This is a genomic window from Streptomyces sp. NPDC050164 (assembly GCF_044459945.1).
Taxonomy (GTDB): Bacteria; Actinomycetota; Actinomycetes; order Streptomycetales; family Streptomycetaceae; genus Streptomyces; species Streptomyces coeruleorubidus_A.
Genome location: NZ_JBITJK010000060.1, coordinates 13,450 through 27,991, shown reverse-complemented (window position 1 = coordinate 27,991; position 14,542 = coordinate 13,450). Strand labels below are relative to the sequence as shown.

The following is a 14,542-nucleotide window of genomic DNA, read 5'->3' as shown; positions in this document are numbered from 1 at the left end:
TCTCATTGTTAGTCCACACAACTCACGATGATCAACGGTGGCCGCACCGCTGAGGTGTCTCCTGTCAGTCCCGGACGAGACAGAACGGGTGACCTGCCGGATCGGCGAAGATGCGCCAACTGCGCTTCCCGTCCCCCTCATCGAGCAGTGTGGCGCCCAGATTGAGAACGTCTTCCTGAGCTCGGTTCAGGTCCGGGACACCCAGGTCGAGATGGAACTGCTGGGGCCGAGCAGGATCCGGCCACCGTGGCGGCTGATGGTCTTCCACCCGCTGGAAAGCCAGCACGAGCCCGTCGGCGTGGAGCGTCGCCCAGCCGTCGCCGAGTGACCACCGCGGATCCGGCTGGTTCACTACGCCGCCGAGAAGCGACTGGTAGAACCGGGACAGCTCAACGACATCGGCACAGTCCAACACCACACACTGCAGCTTGGCGATCATGAAGGGCAGCGTCTCACGGCGCCTGATCACGATCTACAGCTGGAGTACTAGCCCGGCTCGATTCCACATAAGGCCCCCGAGGCAGCTCGACTTCGGCGTGTCAGCCAGTCCGAGCGACGTCAGGTAGCGCATGCAGTCGGAGCGCGACCAGCCCATGTCGATGGAGGGCCCGGAGTTCAGTGGAACTGAAGTCTCTTCACTGTGAACTTCGGGTGGTGGTGCGGTCTGGGTGGGGGCAAGTTCTGAAGTTCGTCGGCTACTCCTGGGCGGGACGGTGGGCGGAGACGGGTTGGACGGCTTACCTATTGGGGTCCGGTGGGTGGGTATGTCGGGCAGGTTATGCGGGATGCTGTGGTGGGGCAGGTGCAATGTGTGAGGCTCCGGGTGTTGCTGTTAGTGATGGGTGGCTTTGTCTACCGGGCGTCGGCCGGGTGATCGGTCGCGCTAGGCAGCTCAGCTCGCCTCTGCCACGTGTGCGCGGGCTGGATATTCTCCGGATATGAAGATCGTGGTGGGGGGCCTCGCGGCCGGGTTGGGGTTCGGGGCGGTTACCTCGCTCGTCAACGCGCTTTCGTCGCCGTACGTGGAGCTCGGGATGCCGCTCGTCGGCACCGTCTGGGCCAAGGCTGCCAAGGTGCTCAGCCTGCTGATGGACGCAGGCTGGTCATGGGCCGCGTTGGCGGTGGGGATGGGTTGGTTGGCCGGGACATGGGCCCGAGGCGCGCTGGTTGGGGCTTTGGCGCTGATCGCGGCCTCGGTGGCGTATTACGTGACTGACGCCTTCGTTCTGGGGGCACCGCTGGCCTTGTTCGCGACGGAAACCGTCATGTGGTCGGCGGCGGGTCTGCTGTTCGGGTTGGTCCTGGGTGTGGTGGGTGCAGCCATCAGGCGGCCTGGGCTGATCGGCTTGCTTGCAGCGTTGACGGTGCCGGTGGGTGCTGCGGTGCAGATGGTCGTGATGCCGCCCCGGCCTCACCTCACCTTGACCCCGGCAATTGTTCTCGCCGAGGTCATCGTCTGGACAGCTGCTGTGCTTGGTGCTGGCTGGGCTGTCTACCGTTTTCGGGCCGCGAGGATGTAGTCGGGGCCGGCCAGTGAACCATCGTGGGTAACCCGTCCTGTTCATGGGCGAGCCGATCGCCGCACATCTCGGGATCTCGGCTCAGTTGCTGCCGAAACTCGTGAACAATTCGATGCGGTGTCAGGGTCTGGGGGCTCCCGAACCGCTGCTGCGGCGCTGCTCGATCTTGTGGACAGAGCCAGTCATGGTGGTGACGTGTCGTCTTCGAGGATCAGGCGAGCCGCTTGTGCGTATCGGATGGCGCTGGCGGTGCTGATGCCGAAGACGGCGGCAAGGTGCAGGGGGTCGGGGCCGCGGTTGAGGGCTTCCTCCAGCCAGCGGTCCATGCGGAGCCGGTCGAGGGTGGCCTTGTGGCCGCGGAACAGGTTGTTGATGTAGTAGCTGGTGACGGGCCGGGTGTCGTAGGCGGTGCGTCCGGAGACGAGCAGGTGGGGGTTGGCGGTGGATGGCCAGCGTGCTCTGCGGTGGACGAGGTAGTCCTTGATGACTTTGAGGGACAGGTCGTCGAGCTGGCGGACGTGGCCGGCGACGGTGATGCGCCGGTCGCCGAGGTCTACGTCGTCGAGTTGGAGTCGGCGGATGTCGCCGGGGCGAGCGGCGTGCACTGCGGCCAGCACGAGGGCCAGGCGGTGCTCGGGTGTGGCCGCAGCGGCGACGACTTGCTGGTAGTCGGTTTCCGAAAGGGGCAGGATCGCGGAGAGCGAGACGCCGCCTGGGGCGAGTCGGGTGGTGGGGTTTCGGAAGATCCGCCGTTGTGAGCGCAGGTAGCGGAACAAGGAGCGCAGCGAGATCAGTGCCTGTGTTCGCGCGCTGCCAGCGGGTAGTGCTGCCAGGCTCTGTCGGACGTCGTCGGCGGTGATCTCTCGCAGGTGATCGTGGGAGTTGGACCACGCGATGAGCAGTGGCGCTGCGGTGCGCAGATACTCACCGACGGTCTCGCGGCTGCGCGGGCGGGTCCGATGCGTGCCGTTGAGCAGGTGGCGGAGCCAGTCCTCGGTGTCGGCGCGGATCGCGGGGGCGACGCTGTTCAGTTGTCGGTCGAATGCCCGGTCCAGAGAAGAGGGCCGGTCATCATCGAGCATGCCGAGCTCGGCGAGCAGCGCGGCGGTGCGTTCGACCGGCAGCCTCCGGGCCGCTGCCAGCGGCTGAAGTTCGGAGTAGCGGACCGGCTCGTCGGCAGGGCGGCAGCACAGGGCAGTGAGCAAGGTGGTGCGGACCTCGGCAAGGAGCCTCACCGACCAGCCATGTGCGTCGGATGCGGCTTCGGCGGCATGCCAGGCCCGGGCGATGTGGTCGACCGCCAGGGCCTCGGTCAGCCATTGCTCGTGTGTCGAGGGCCGGCGAAATCGGGTCAGGTCACGGTGGGTGTCGAACAGGCGGAGTTGGCCGGGGCCGACTGGGGGCTCGAATGGCACCGGCGGCGGTAAGTTCCGCCGCTTTGAGCTCCTCCTGCGCGCGGGGGTCCGGAGGCTGACATCCGTGTTGGCGATGGACAGTTGATGGGAGTCGATCTGTTGGAGGAAGCCGAGCAGGGGACCGCAATGCGGGATTCCCGTCCCGGTGGTGATGCGGTTGATATTCGCCCGGCGGTGCCCCTCACGCCAGCACAGGCGGCAGTAGCCGTCCTTTAGGGCGATGTGCCGCCGGCAGGCTTCGCAGCGGTCGACTTGATGGTGGCGGTCGAATGAGTAGCAGGCGGTGCACCGTCCGTACCACCACAGCGGTCCCCATGCGAAGCAGTCGATGCAGGACCCGACCGGTCGCCGGTCGTAGCGGGGACTGGTCACAGCGGCGGTTTGCTGCGGCCGTGTGGATTGCGCGGCCGGATGACGGGCGACGGGGTCTGTCCCGATGCGGTGGCCGCTTCGCCCTCGGCATCCGGCTGTGCGGTCACGGTCTCGGGTTCGCGGATCAGCAGTTCCTCCGGACTGCAGTCGAGCACCGCGCAGAAGACTTCCAGTTCGTCGAGTTTGATGCTGTTCGGCTGCCCGGACCATAGACCTGAGAGCTTGCCGGCGCTCATTACCAGGCCGCGTGCGGCGAGCATGCGCTGCAGTTCGCTGGCCTTCCAGATGCCGCGGTTGGCGGCGGCAAGCCGCAGGTTCCACTTCATTGAGAGAGTCCTTCGAGGCGGTGTGCCGCACGTTGTTGGCCGCGCAGCCAGGCGTCTTCGATGTGGGTTTTCTGGACGTGTACGTAGCGCATCGTGGTGGCCACCCAGTCGTGGCCGAGCAGCTCCTGAATCGCCAGCAGGTCCATGCCGGTCAGGTAGAGCTGGCTGGCGCAGTAATGCCGCAGCACGTGCGGCGTCAGCCGCCCGGACCAGGTGGGGAGATGCCGTTCGACGGCCTCGTTCAGCCCGTCGCGCAGTGACTGGGCACTGACCTGTTTGCAGGTCCCGTCCGTGCTCTTGCGCTCCGAGGGCAGGAGCGGCACACCTGGCCGATCCCACTCGTCATCGAAGTGACCGCGAACGTGCTCGACATACCACTGGGCGGTTGCCCGGGCGCCGTTGATCAACGGGACCAGTCGCTGCTTCGGCCCCCTGCCGCGGGAGCCCTTGCCGTAGCGGACGTGCAGCTTGCCGAACGTCCCTACCTCCCACTTGATGTCGTCCAGATCGAGTCGCCGACACTCGGTAATGCGTAGGCCGACCTGCGTCATCAGCCGTGCTGCCGTGAAGTTGCGTGCACCGGTGGCGAACTTGCGGCAGGTCTCCAGCTCGTCAGCCCACCCCTGGAACAGAGCATTGATCTCCCGTTCGGATGGCGGAACGCGGATCAGCAGCTGCGTCGTTCCCCGCTGCCGATTCATCTCGTCCAACGGGCACTGCACCGCAGTTCCGGTCAGGTTGTATAGCTCGACCGCGTGACGCAATTCCAGGTACTGGAAGAAGACGGACAGCGCGTCGGCCTTGCCTCGCCGGGTGGTCGGCGCGAGATGCCGGGTCACCCGCCCGAAGTACGCATCGGCGTCCTTCGGCTCCATCTCCCATAACGGCCGACCAAACCAGTCCCGGATCTGCTGAAGATCAATGAGGTCGTTGCTGATCGTCGTGTCCGCCGTACTGGCGGCAGCCCTTGCCAGGACGAACCCCGACAGCACATCGGTCTCGAATGCAGCCAACTCCTCGGGCCCAGCAGGGCTCCGCGCATCGCGTAGGTCTCGTACAGCAGTCAGTCCCACGAGCCCCTCCAAGCGAGTTCACGGATGCGGCTGAGTCGTCACACTAGAGGATGAAGTCTCATCAGGGGTGAACTTTCATCAGAACGGCTGCGGGTGACCCTGGCGAGTGCTTGTGGCCCTCGGCCCGCTGGCCAGCCGTTGGCGAACCGGGCGGCGTCGGCTGCCTTCTGTGGGGAACTCCGGGCAACTGACTTAAGCGGATGCCGGTTGCGCATGTACTTCACATCGGCGTCCTTGGCCCGATGGAATTCATCGGTGGAAATGCCAACCCACTGCTCGACGAACACGCCCTTGGGGATGCGTGCCGGATAGGGGTAGCCGAGGAGTTCCCGGACCTTCTTCTTGATCGGCTTTATTTTGTATTCCCCGGTGCGTCTCTGCACTTCACTCTCATGAGTGAAGGCGGGGATGTGGCTCGTCAAAGGGCCTCCGAGATGGATGGGATGGGGTCAGGGGTGGTGGCGGCGCCGGCGGCCGCCGGGCAGATCCCCCGGCATCGGTAAGATCAGCGCTCTCATGGGGGGTGCGATGCGAACATCGGGGCTGGGCGGCGAGGGGCAGAAGTACGCGCTGACCTCGGATAAGGACGACAGCGATTTCTGGGGCTTCGCTCACGAGGCAGAGGGGTTGTTCACGCCCCTGCCGGGTGAGGAGGGCGCGCGCCGAGTGCACCTCGCGGGTTGCCTCCCGCAGGGTGGCCTACCGAGGTGCGTTGACCACGTCGGCAGTCGTCGTGCCGTGGCGGGGAACGCCTGGTTCGAGCTCCTCGACGGTGACGGTGCCACCATGGGGTCCTACTTCGTCAACGAGGTCACCGTCATCGACGTCAAGCCCTCCGCCAGCGGTGTCGGCCTCGTCGACCTCACGGTGACGCTCTGGTGCGAGAACGCCCTGCCCGGAGCTGAACGACCGTGGGAGCTGGTCCGCACCGGTCGCCTGAACCACACCGGAATGTGGTACGAACCGGCGAACCAGTGGGCCTGCCCGGCGTGGCCGGTGTGGAACTGCACGAACGCGTCGCCGTCCGGGCTCGTCGCGGTGAACTGCCCATCGCGTTCGGTCTTCCAGCGCTGCTGCTGAAGCGGGGCCCTCCCGGTAGACCCAGCTTGCCGACATGTTCAGCATCGCTGCGAGCTCATTGATATCCATGAGGACGGGCTCCACTCGGCGGGTCCTTCGAGGAGGGTTGGGCGAAGGCTGGATGCCATCAGGAGGGGTGTTCGCGGCGTCGAGCATCGGAGTCCTTAGGCGGGTATCGGTCAACACATCTTCCGCAGTGCGCTACTGCCACGTATCGCACACGGACGACATCTATGCTCCGGAGCATCACCGGTTTCCATAACCGGGGATTCGCTGCTATATACGGTCGGTCCGCCGGCAGGTTTGGTGTCCATGGGCGGTCGGTTCGCGGGCGTTGGACAGATTGGCTCGCTGTGAGCCGGAATCGGGTACGTCTTCGCAATCGTCGGGGAGCCGGCCGAGTGAGATGCGGCGGAAGTCGCCGTGAGATTGCAGTTGGGCGTGGCGCGTGGCTGCCAGAGTCCGGTGGAGTAGGTCAGGTGCTGCCCAGGGCTTGGGTGAAGTCTGATCCATTGGCCTCCCATCGGTCGACGTCGAGGCTGATCGGCTGTGCCATTGGCACAGTCAACGGCACGACAGTTGAGCCAGTGGACCCGGAGGTGGTTATCTTTGTCCTATCCATGTACTTGCGGCGCCGCGTAGCGCCGGACGGCGACGATGCCGGGTCCGGACCGCGGTGCCTTCGTCGTGCCTGCTTGTTGCCCGCCACCCGGGACGACCGTGGGCAGGACGCGTACTACCGCAAGGGGGGCGGCACACCGCCGTGAAGAGGATGTTCGTGGCTCCGGACCCGGGGCGCCTGAGGCTGCGGAACGCGACCCGCGCTGTCCTCGGTGTCGCCGCCGCTGTCGCCGTTTCCGAACTGTGCGGGCTATCGCTCACCGCATCGATCACCGGAGGGCTCGCGGCACTACTCGCCCTCTTCACGGTCACCGATGCGACCGTCCGTAACCAGCGGATCACCACCGCCCTGCTTCCCATCGCCGGATTCCCCGTGCTGGCGCTTGCCACCACACTGCACGGCATCACCCCGGCCCGTGACGCCGCGTTCCTGGCCGTCGTCTTCTGTGGGGTCTATGCCCGCCGCTGGGGCCCGCGAGGCCACGCGCTCGGGATCTTCGCGTTCATGAACTTCTTCATCGCGCAGTTCCTGCACGCGGTTCCCGCTCAGCTGCCCGAGCTATACACCGCCGTGGGCCTTGCCCTCTCCGTGGCCGGCGCCACGCGCTTCGTGCTCTGGCCCATCGAGCGTCACACCCCACCTGCGGCAGCCCCGCCGGCCCTGCCCGGCATCGGATTGGCGCGGCCCACCACCCGGCAAGCCTTCCAGGCCACTGCCGCGTCGACTCTCGCGCTTTTGGTCGGGCAGCTGCTCTCCGAAGAACGCTGGTACTGGGCCGTCGGTACTGTCTGGTGGATCTTCGTCAACACGGCTTCTCGCGGCGAAACCCTGATCCGCGGTTTCCGCCGGGTCTTCGGAACTGTGATAGGTATCGCCGTCGGTCTGTTCGTCGCCATCCCGCTGCATGGCGCGCCCGCGCCGACGGCCGCCCTGGTTGCCGTCTGTGTCTTCGGCATCTTCTACACCGCCGCCGTCTCGTATTCCTGGATGATGCTGGCAGTGACGGTTATGGTCAGCTTGCTCTACGGCCTGCTGGGCGTGCTGGACCCCGGCCTGCTCGGGCTCCGTCTTGCAGAGACCGGTGTGGGTGCGCTGTGTGCCGCGCTGGCCGTGGCCCTCGTCCTGCCGGTCACCACCCACGCCACGAACGATGCCTGGATCCAGCGGGCACTGCACTGCGTCCACGCGGCCACCGCCGAAGCGACCGCTCGCCTCGCTGGAGACCCGAAGGGCGATCCTGCCCCGCACGCCGCCGAACTGGAACTGCTGCTCGGCCGGGTACGGATGGCGCTCGCCCCGTTGATGCACCCTTTGACTCCCTTCCATGCTCGGAAGGCCCGTGCCTGCCAGGTCATTGAGCTGCTCGACGACTGTGCCCGGGAAGTGCGGGGTCTGGTGTCCGTTGCCGCCGATCCTGTCGCGTCGCACGACGACCGTCTGGCCGCTGCCTGCTGGCGCGTCGAGGCAGCGGTGGAAGCACTCACTGTCAGTGACCTGGGGCGCAGTCGAGTGGCGTCCACCAGCGGCGAGATGCCTCAGCAGTACGAGACGGAGTCGGCCCTCGTGCATCTGCGTGGCTTGGAGAAGGCTCTGTCGGAGCTGGCGATGCCGCTTGGGTCGTCTCCGCGCCCTCCACTTGTCCGTTCCTGAATGGGAGGAAGAGTGTCGACCTACGGTCCGAGGCGCTCCCTGACAGACGGCTCATAGCCGCTCGTTGAGGATCTTGGCTGCTCTCGTGATGGAGCCCGGCACGAGGTGCCGGTAGATCCGGTAGGTGACCTCGTTTGATTTGTGTCCCATCCACTCGGCGACATCAGTGATCGGAATTCCGTGGGTAAGGCAGTTCGATGCGAAGTAGTGGCGGAGGAAGTACATCGTGTACTTGACTTCTACACCCGCCCGTTCGAGACACCTGTCCCATCGCCACCGCAGGGTCTGTTTTCCGTAGTAATAATGCTGCATATGCTGGTTGCCGGAGCCATTTCCCTTGACAAGAAGGTATCCGTTCTTGTCGGTGTCATACGTATCAGTAAAATATGAGAAGAAGTCGTGGGTTTTTCTGGGGAGTGGCACTTCGCGGAACTCTCCGCGCTTGCGGTGCTTGAGTGGTGCGGGCTGGACCTTATTGCTGTGGATCTGTTCGTTGATCCGATAGACATCGTCAGCCACAATCGACTTGATGTTTGCGGCATGAGCTTCTCCGTTGCGATGGCCGCACCAGACATGAGCTCAATGACAAGGCGGAGGTCGTCGTCCTCGGCTGCGTCGCGGATGGCATTGAGCTCTTCGAAGGTCGGAATGATCACCTCATTCGGGTGTGAATGTACCGACGCGGCGACTCCCGACGCGCGGGTTGATCTGGGTCTTGAGGCCGCGCTCGTACTGTTCGATGGTGTTGGACTCCAGGCCACGCTTCCGATTCGAGATGTACCGAGCCGCGAAGTCCTCGAACCGCATCTCGGCTATCTCCTGGGCTTCTGTGTTCCCAGTCTTGAGCGGCCCCTTCTTTGCCTGGTAGATCTCGGTGAGCCGAGTCGTCGCCTTGTCCTGAGTGGCGTAGCCGGCCTCTTCGCGCTGCCGACCTGTGGCATCCCGGTACCTGATCTTGTAGGGGTGAGGGCACTTGGACCAGCGGCTCGGGGGATGTTCGCATTCCTTGAAGAAGGTGCCCATGCCGCGGGTGAGGGTCTTGGTGGCCACTGCTTGGTTCTCCAGGGTTGGGGTCGTTTTGGTTTGAGGAGCTGAGCTGAGCTGAATCGGGCGGGTGCAGATGGGCAGTCAGGTCTGGTTCGAAGGCGTTCCATTGGTGAAGAAGGCCGTTGTGGACAATGGTCATGGTCCGGGGAATCCCCGATTTCCGTAACCGGGGATCGCGTGCTACACGTGACCGCTGTCCTGCGCACAGGCCTGTTGCGAGTCGGCTGCTGCCCGTGCGAGCTGTCGGCTCAGGCGAGGAAGCTTGGGGCGTAGGAGCTGGTTTGAGGGTGTGCCACCGCAGCGCAGGCGAACCGTCAGCAGATGGGATGGACCCGTCGAGATGTGACAGGGCTTCGCTACGTCACGGATAGCGCACCGGTCTTCAAGCGCGAGCGGTGTAGCGACGATTCCCGCCATCGGCGCGCGACATGCTGATGCTGACTCTTTGCTGACCCCCTCTCGGCCGACAGCCTCCTGACCTGCGAGAACCGCTGCACCACAGCATTCATGATGCTCTGCGTGACCCTCCTCGCCGGGCTGCTCTACGGCCTCCTCGGCGTGCTCGGCCCCGGCCTGCTCGCCCTGCGGCTCGCCGAGACCGGCGTCGGAGCGCTCGGCGCCGCGCTGGCCGTGATCCTGGTCCTGCCGGTCACCACGCACAGCGTCACCGACGCCTGGATCCAGCGGGCCCTGCGCTGTGTCCACGCCTGCACCGCCGAGACCGCCCGGCGCCTGGCGGGCGCGGCCGACGCCGATCCGGCCCCGCGGGTGGCGGAACTGGAGCAGCTGCTCGCCCGGGTACGGCTCTCGGTCGCCCCGCTGGTGCACCCACTGAACCCGATGCTCGGCCGCAAGCGACGCGCCCGGCACGTGCTGGCCCTTCTCGACGACTGCGCCCGGGAGATCCGGGGCCTGGTCGCCGTCGCCGACCCGGAGGCCTCCCACGACGCCCGGCTGGCCGCCGCCTGCTACCGCGTGCAGGCCGCGGTCGAGGCGCTCACCGAGGGCGGAGACGTCTCGGTCCAGGCGGACGGCCTCCCCGCGACGGAACCCGCCCTGGCCCACCTCCACGGCCTGGAACGGGCCCTGGCGGAACTCGCCCGCCCCCTCCGCACGCCGTCGGGTTCGCCGCTGGTCGACGCGTGAGCGCTGTACGGCGTTGAGCCGGCGCTGGCCGGCTTCGCTCGGTGGCTGTGCGCGCGGTCGGGTTGCCGCCGGCCGGGGCTCCGGCGCTGTACGCCCCTGAGCGGGCGCCGACCGGGCTCGCTAGGCGGTTGTGTCGCCGTCGGGTTCGCTGCTGAGCGGGTGCCAGGGCTCGCTCGGTGGCGGTGTGCGCCGTCGGGATCGCGGCTGGTCGGGACTTGAACGCTGCGCGCCCTGCAACGGGCGCCGGCCGCGCTTGCCCGGCCGCTGTGTATCCCGTGGCTCGCTGTTCGCTGCTCGCTGCTCGCTGATCGCCGGGCGGCAGCGGGACCGGCTCAGTCCTTGACCGTTTGGTCTAGACCGCGCATGATCGGCTGCGACGGCATTCCGGACGGTTGAGGGACGAGAGGGGCCAGCGGTGGCGGACGGCGGCAGGCGGCGGGCGTACATCGGGTCGTTCACGGCGGCCGGCGGCCCCGGGGTCGTGACGGCGGCCGTCGATGCCCGCAGCGGCGCGCTGACCGCCCTGAACAGCGTCAACGCCGTCCCCGACCCCGCCTACCTGGTCCTGTCCCCCGATACGGACACCCTGTACGCGGTCAGTGAGACGGCCGAGGGCGCGGTGGCCGCGTACCGCGTGGACGGGGACACGCCCGAGCCGGCCGGGCCGCCCGTGCCCGTCGACGGGAACGGGCCGACCCACCTCAGCCTGTTCGCCGGACACGTCCTGACCGCCAACTACGGCTCCGGCAGCGTCACTGCCCTCCCCCTCCGCCCGGACGGCACCCTCGCCCGCTCCGCCGCCCACGTGCTCCAGCACACCGGCGCGGGCCCGCACACCCCGCGCCAGCAGGGGCCGCACGCCCACCAGGTGCAGCCCGACCCGAGCGGCCGCTGGGCCGTCAGCGTCGACCTCGGCACCGACTCCGTGCGGGTCTGCACGCTGACGGACGGCGCCCTCGCCCTGCACCGTGAGACCGCCCTGCGGCCCGGCTCGGGCCCGCGGCACCTCGCCTTCCACCCGGACGGGTCGTACGCGTACATCGTGAACGAACTCACCCCCTCCGTCACCGTCTGCCGCTGGGACGCGGCCGAGGGCGTGCTGACACCGCTGACCGAGACCGCGGTCCTGCCCGGCGCGCCGGCGGGCGACGCCTACCCCTCCGGCATCGTCACCTCGCCCGACGGCCGCTTCGTGTGGACCGCCACCCGCGGCGAGGACGTCCTGTCCGTGCTCGCCGTCGAGGGCGAGGAGCTGCGGCTGATCGCCACGGTGCCCTGCGGCGGCCACTGGCCACGCGCCCTCACCGCGTCCGACGGTTTCCTCTACGTCGCCAACGAACGCTCCGGCGACGTGACCTGGTTCGCCACCGATCCGCGCACGGGCATCCCGCGACGCGCCGGCTCGATCAGGGTGACGGCGGCCTCGTGCGTGATCCTCGGCTGACGGATGGCGCGGGGGCGTGCCGCCCGGACGACGAGGGCCCGCTCCGAACCGGAGCGGGCCTTCTCGGTCGTACCGGGGGACGTCAGCGAACCGGCGTGCCCTGAGCCTGCTGCGGCGCGATCCCCAACGCCGTCGTGTACTTGGCCAGCGCCAGCTTCCCGACCGCCGGGTACGGCCCGAGCGACTCGGCGGCGGAGCAGTCCGCCTCCTTCGCGGCCTCCTCGACCAGCCCCGGCTCGATCTCCGGGCCGATCAGATACGGCGCGAGGGCCAGCTGCTGCGAACCCGAGGAGCGCAGCTGCTCGGCGACGGACGCGATGGAGCCCTCCTGGTCCAGGGCCGCCGCCATCACCGGCACCGCGAGGCGCGCGGCGAGCAGCATGCCGGTGATCCCGGCCGCCTGCACGGCCTCGTCACCGCCCACGGACGCCAGGATGATGCCGTCGGCGGCGGTCGCCACGGTGAACAGCCGGGCGCGGTCCGCGCGGGCCAGCCCGGCCTCGGAGAGCCGCACGTGCAGCGCCTCGGCGAGCAGCGGGTGCGGACCGAGGACGTCGGTCAGCTCGGCGGCGATCCGGCTCTCCATGACGGCCTGGCGGACCCGGCGCAGCAGCGCGCTGTCCGGACCGGCGAGCAGCGGTACGACGACGGCGACGGGCCCGTCGGGCTCCCTGACGTCCATGCCGGCGGCACGCGCCTGCTCGAAGCGGGCGGTGCGCTCCTCGGCGGCGTACGTGAGCACGGCCTGAAGCGTGGGGAACTCCGCGTTGTCCCCGTCGAGGTACCCGATGCGGGCATCGAGGCCCGGCAGCTCGGAGCGGGCGATGCTCACGACCTCTTCGGCGAGGCTGCGCGTGGCGCTACTGGGCGTGCCCGGCACGGCGAGGACGAGCACGGGCGCGCCCTCGGGAGCCACCAGCGGCTCCGGACGGCGGTGCCGTCCGGGCTGGCGGGGTCGCGGCATTCGTACTGGGAGGCCGGACTCGGGTCCAGTGGGGGAACTCATGGCGCCGCATGTTACTGGCTTCTTGGGCTCCCCTGTTCGGGGAGGGGGCAGGTGAGCGGTATCCGTCCGGTTTTGTCTGATGAGTTACGTACGGATGGAATGACGTGCGGATGATGCGTGATCGGATCAATCACCCGACAGGGTGGTCACGCTCAGCATGGTCTCGTCACCCGGCAGGGTGAGCGGACCGGCGCTCAGCTCGGCCGCCATGCGCACCGAGCCGTGCAGCGGATCGCCCTCGGCCGGCACCCGCCGCGCGTGCGGGAGCCGCTTCGCCAGTTCCTCGTCCAGCGGTGCGAGGAGCGGGTCGCCGATCCTGAACAGGCCGCCGGTGACGGCGACGCGCGAGGCGCCGCCGGAGGGGCACACGGCCGCCGCGGAGTCGGCCATGTGCCGGGCGGCCGCGCGCAGGACGCCCGCCGCCACGGGGTCCTCCTCCGCGCAGTCGGCCACCCGGGGCGCGAACGAGGCGAGGACGGCGGGCCGGTCCGGCCGCGGATACAGCGCGCCGGGCAGCCCCGATACGGGGCCGAACGCCTCCTCGGCGCATGCCAGTAGCCGGGCCGAGCCGCCCTCCCGCCCGTCGTGGGCCCGCAGCGCGGCCTCCAGCCCGGCCCGTCCGATCCAGGCACCGCCGCCGCAGTCGCCGAGCAGATGCCCCCAGCCGTCCGCCCGACGCCAGCCCGTCAGGTCGGTGCCGATCGCGATCAGTCCCGTACCGCCGGCGATCACGGCACCCGGCCGTGGCCCGAGTGCACCCACGTACGCGGTCACCGCGTCGGCGGCCAGCGCGACCTTCCGTACACCGAACTCCCGGGCCAGGGCACCCGGCAGTTCGGCGCGCAGCCCGGCACCGAGGGAGGCGAGCCCGGCCGCGCCGACGACGGCGGCGGTCAGTCGCACTGGACCGGCCTGCGCGGTCAGGGCACGCACCAGGGGCGCGAGCCGCGCCATGAAGTGCTCGGGGTCGATTCCCCGGTCGCCCGTGCGCACCGGCTCATCGGACGCCCGCCGGGCGAGCGGCCCTCGCTCGGCGGTTCCCACCACCACCCGGAGCCCGGACCCGCCGGAGTCCACGGCGAGAAAGCCGGAGCCTTCCGGTGCCCCGGTCACGGCAGGCGCCAGTCCACCGGTTGGCCGCCCTGACGGATCAGCAGGTCGTTGGCCCGGCTGAACGGGCGGGAGCCGAAGAATCCCCGGTCCGCCGACATGGGGGAGGGGTGGGCGGATTCCACGGAGGGCAGGTCGCCGAGCAGGGGGCGCAGGTTGCGGGCGTCACGGCCCCACAGGATGGACACCAGCGGCTTGCCGCGCGCCGCCAGGGCCCGGATCGCCTGCTCGGTGACCTCCTCCCAGCCCTTGCCCCGGTGGGCGCCGGGCTTGCGCGGGGCGGTGGTGAGCGCCCTGTTGAGCAGCAGTACGCCCTGCTGCGTCCACGGCGTGAGGTCACCGCTGGACGGCTGCGGCAGTCCCAGATCGGCGTTCAGCTCGCGGAAGATGTTGATGAGGCTGCCGGGCAGCGGACGCACCTCGGGCGCGACCGAGAACGACAGCCCCACCGCGTGCCCCGGGGTCGGATACGGGTCCTGACCGACGATCAGGACCCGTACGTCGTCGAAAGGCTGCTGGAAAGCCCGCAGCACGTTCGGCCCGGCCGGGAGATAGGTGCGTCCAGCGGCGATCTCCGCGCGGAGGAAGTCCCCCATCGCGGCGACGCGTTCGGCCACCGGTTCCAGGGCCTTCGCCCAGCCCGCTTCGACGATCTCATGCAAGGGTCGTGGTGCCACGGGCGTCACCCTACTGCCGTACGGGCAGCGGCGATCAACCGGTGGCCAAGGGCC

Annotated in this window: 12 protein-coding genes and 3 pseudogenes; 5 read left to right on the top strand and 10 right to left on the bottom strand. The window is 68.6% G+C overall.

What is annotated here, in order from left to right; genetic code table 11:
* Nucleotides 1-64: 64 nt before the first annotated feature.
* Entirely contained in the window at nucleotides 65-439 is a 375-nt protein-coding gene (locus tag ACIBNA_RS42480; protein WP_399170705.1) for a VOC family protein, read from the bottom strand.
* 499 nt (nucleotides 440-938) lie between these two features.
* On the opposite strand from ACIBNA_RS42480, the gene ACIBNA_RS42475 reads away from it, so the two are divergent.
* Nucleotides 939-1,520, top strand: a complete 582-nt coding sequence (locus ACIBNA_RS42475) for a hypothetical protein (protein ID WP_399170703.1) — start codon at nucleotides 939-941, stop codon at nucleotides 1,518-1,520.
* Nucleotides 1,521-1,702: 182 nt separating this feature from the next.
* Here the strand turns inward: ACIBNA_RS42475 and ACIBNA_RS42470 are convergent, their stop codons facing one another.
* The 4 genes and pseudogenes from ACIBNA_RS42470 to ACIBNA_RS42455 form a co-directional block, all read right to left on the bottom strand.
* Entirely contained in the window at nucleotides 1,703-2,935 is a 1,233-nt protein-coding gene (locus tag ACIBNA_RS42470; RefSeq protein WP_399170702.1) for a site-specific integrase, read from the bottom strand.
* A gap of 368 nt (nucleotides 2,936-3,303) precedes the next feature.
* Nucleotides 3,304-3,633, bottom strand: coding sequence for a helix-turn-helix domain-containing protein (locus ACIBNA_RS42465; RefSeq protein ID WP_399170700.1), 330 nt, complete (start codon nucleotides 3,631-3,633; stop codon nucleotides 3,304-3,306).
* Nucleotides 3,630-4,646 (bottom strand): tyrosine-type recombinase/integrase, encoded by a 1,017-nt coding sequence (locus ACIBNA_RS42460; RefSeq protein WP_399170698.1) that lies wholly within the window; start codon nucleotides 4,644-4,646, stop codon nucleotides 3,630-3,632. Before ACIBNA_RS42460 ends, ACIBNA_RS42465 begins: the two co-directional genes overlap by 4 nt.
* A gap of 203 nt (nucleotides 4,647-4,849) precedes the next feature.
* Nucleotides 4,850-5,089 (bottom strand): annotated as a pseudogene (locus ACIBNA_RS42455) (hypothetical protein); the annotation flags it as partial.
* Nucleotides 5,090-5,234: 145 nt separating this feature from the next.
* On the opposite strand from ACIBNA_RS42455, the gene ACIBNA_RS42450 reads away from it, so the two are divergent.
* Entirely contained in the window at nucleotides 5,235-5,786 is a 552-nt protein-coding gene (locus ACIBNA_RS42450) for a hypothetical protein (protein ID WP_399170697.1), read from the top strand.
* A gap of 772 nt (nucleotides 5,787-6,558) precedes the next feature.
* Nucleotides 6,559-8,058, top strand: a complete 1,500-nt coding sequence (locus ACIBNA_RS42445; RefSeq protein WP_399170727.1) for an FUSC family protein — start codon at nucleotides 6,559-6,561, stop codon at nucleotides 8,056-8,058.
* A gap of 51 nt (nucleotides 8,059-8,109) precedes the next feature.
* Here the strand turns inward: ACIBNA_RS42445 and ACIBNA_RS42440 are convergent.
* Nucleotides 8,110-8,613 (bottom strand): annotated as a pseudogene (locus ACIBNA_RS42440) (tyrosine-type recombinase/integrase); the annotation flags it as partial.
* 102 nt (nucleotides 8,614-8,715) lie between these two features.
* Nucleotides 8,716-9,108: a hypothetical protein gene (locus ACIBNA_RS42435; protein WP_399170696.1), complete on the bottom strand. Its 393-nt coding sequence runs from the start codon at nucleotides 9,106-9,108 to the stop codon at nucleotides 8,716-8,718.
* A 501-nt stretch (nucleotides 9,109-9,609) separates the two neighbouring features.
* On the opposite strand from ACIBNA_RS42435, the pseudogene ACIBNA_RS42430 reads away from it, so the two are divergent.
* Nucleotides 9,610-10,251: pseudogene (locus ACIBNA_RS42430) on the top strand (FUSC family protein); the annotation flags it as partial.
* 415 nt (nucleotides 10,252-10,666) lie between these two features.
* Nucleotides 10,667-11,695 (top strand): lactonase family protein, encoded by a 1,029-nt coding sequence (locus ACIBNA_RS42425; RefSeq protein WP_399170695.1) that lies wholly within the window; start codon nucleotides 10,667-10,669, stop codon nucleotides 11,693-11,695.
* A gap of 82 nt (nucleotides 11,696-11,777) precedes the next feature.
* Here ACIBNA_RS42425 and ACIBNA_RS42420 read toward each other — a convergent pair whose 3' ends face one another.
* From ACIBNA_RS42420 to ACIBNA_RS42410, 3 genes are all read right to left on the bottom strand, one after another.
* A complete protein-coding gene (locus tag ACIBNA_RS42420) occupies nucleotides 11,778-12,701 on the bottom strand; it encodes a sirohydrochlorin chelatase (protein ID WP_399170693.1) in 924 nt (307 codons plus the stop codon).
* A 126-nt stretch (nucleotides 12,702-12,827) separates the two neighbouring features.
* Entirely contained in the window at nucleotides 12,828-13,814 is a 987-nt protein-coding gene (locus tag ACIBNA_RS42415) for an N-acetylglucosamine kinase (RefSeq protein ID WP_399170692.1), read from the bottom strand.
* Nucleotides 13,811-14,488, bottom strand: a complete 678-nt coding sequence (locus ACIBNA_RS42410; RefSeq protein WP_031120513.1) for a uracil-DNA glycosylase — start codon at nucleotides 14,486-14,488, stop codon at nucleotides 13,811-13,813. The genes ACIBNA_RS42415 and ACIBNA_RS42410 overlap by 4 nt, the downstream gene beginning before the upstream one ends.
* Between the last annotated feature and the right edge of the window lie 54 nt (nucleotides 14,489-14,542).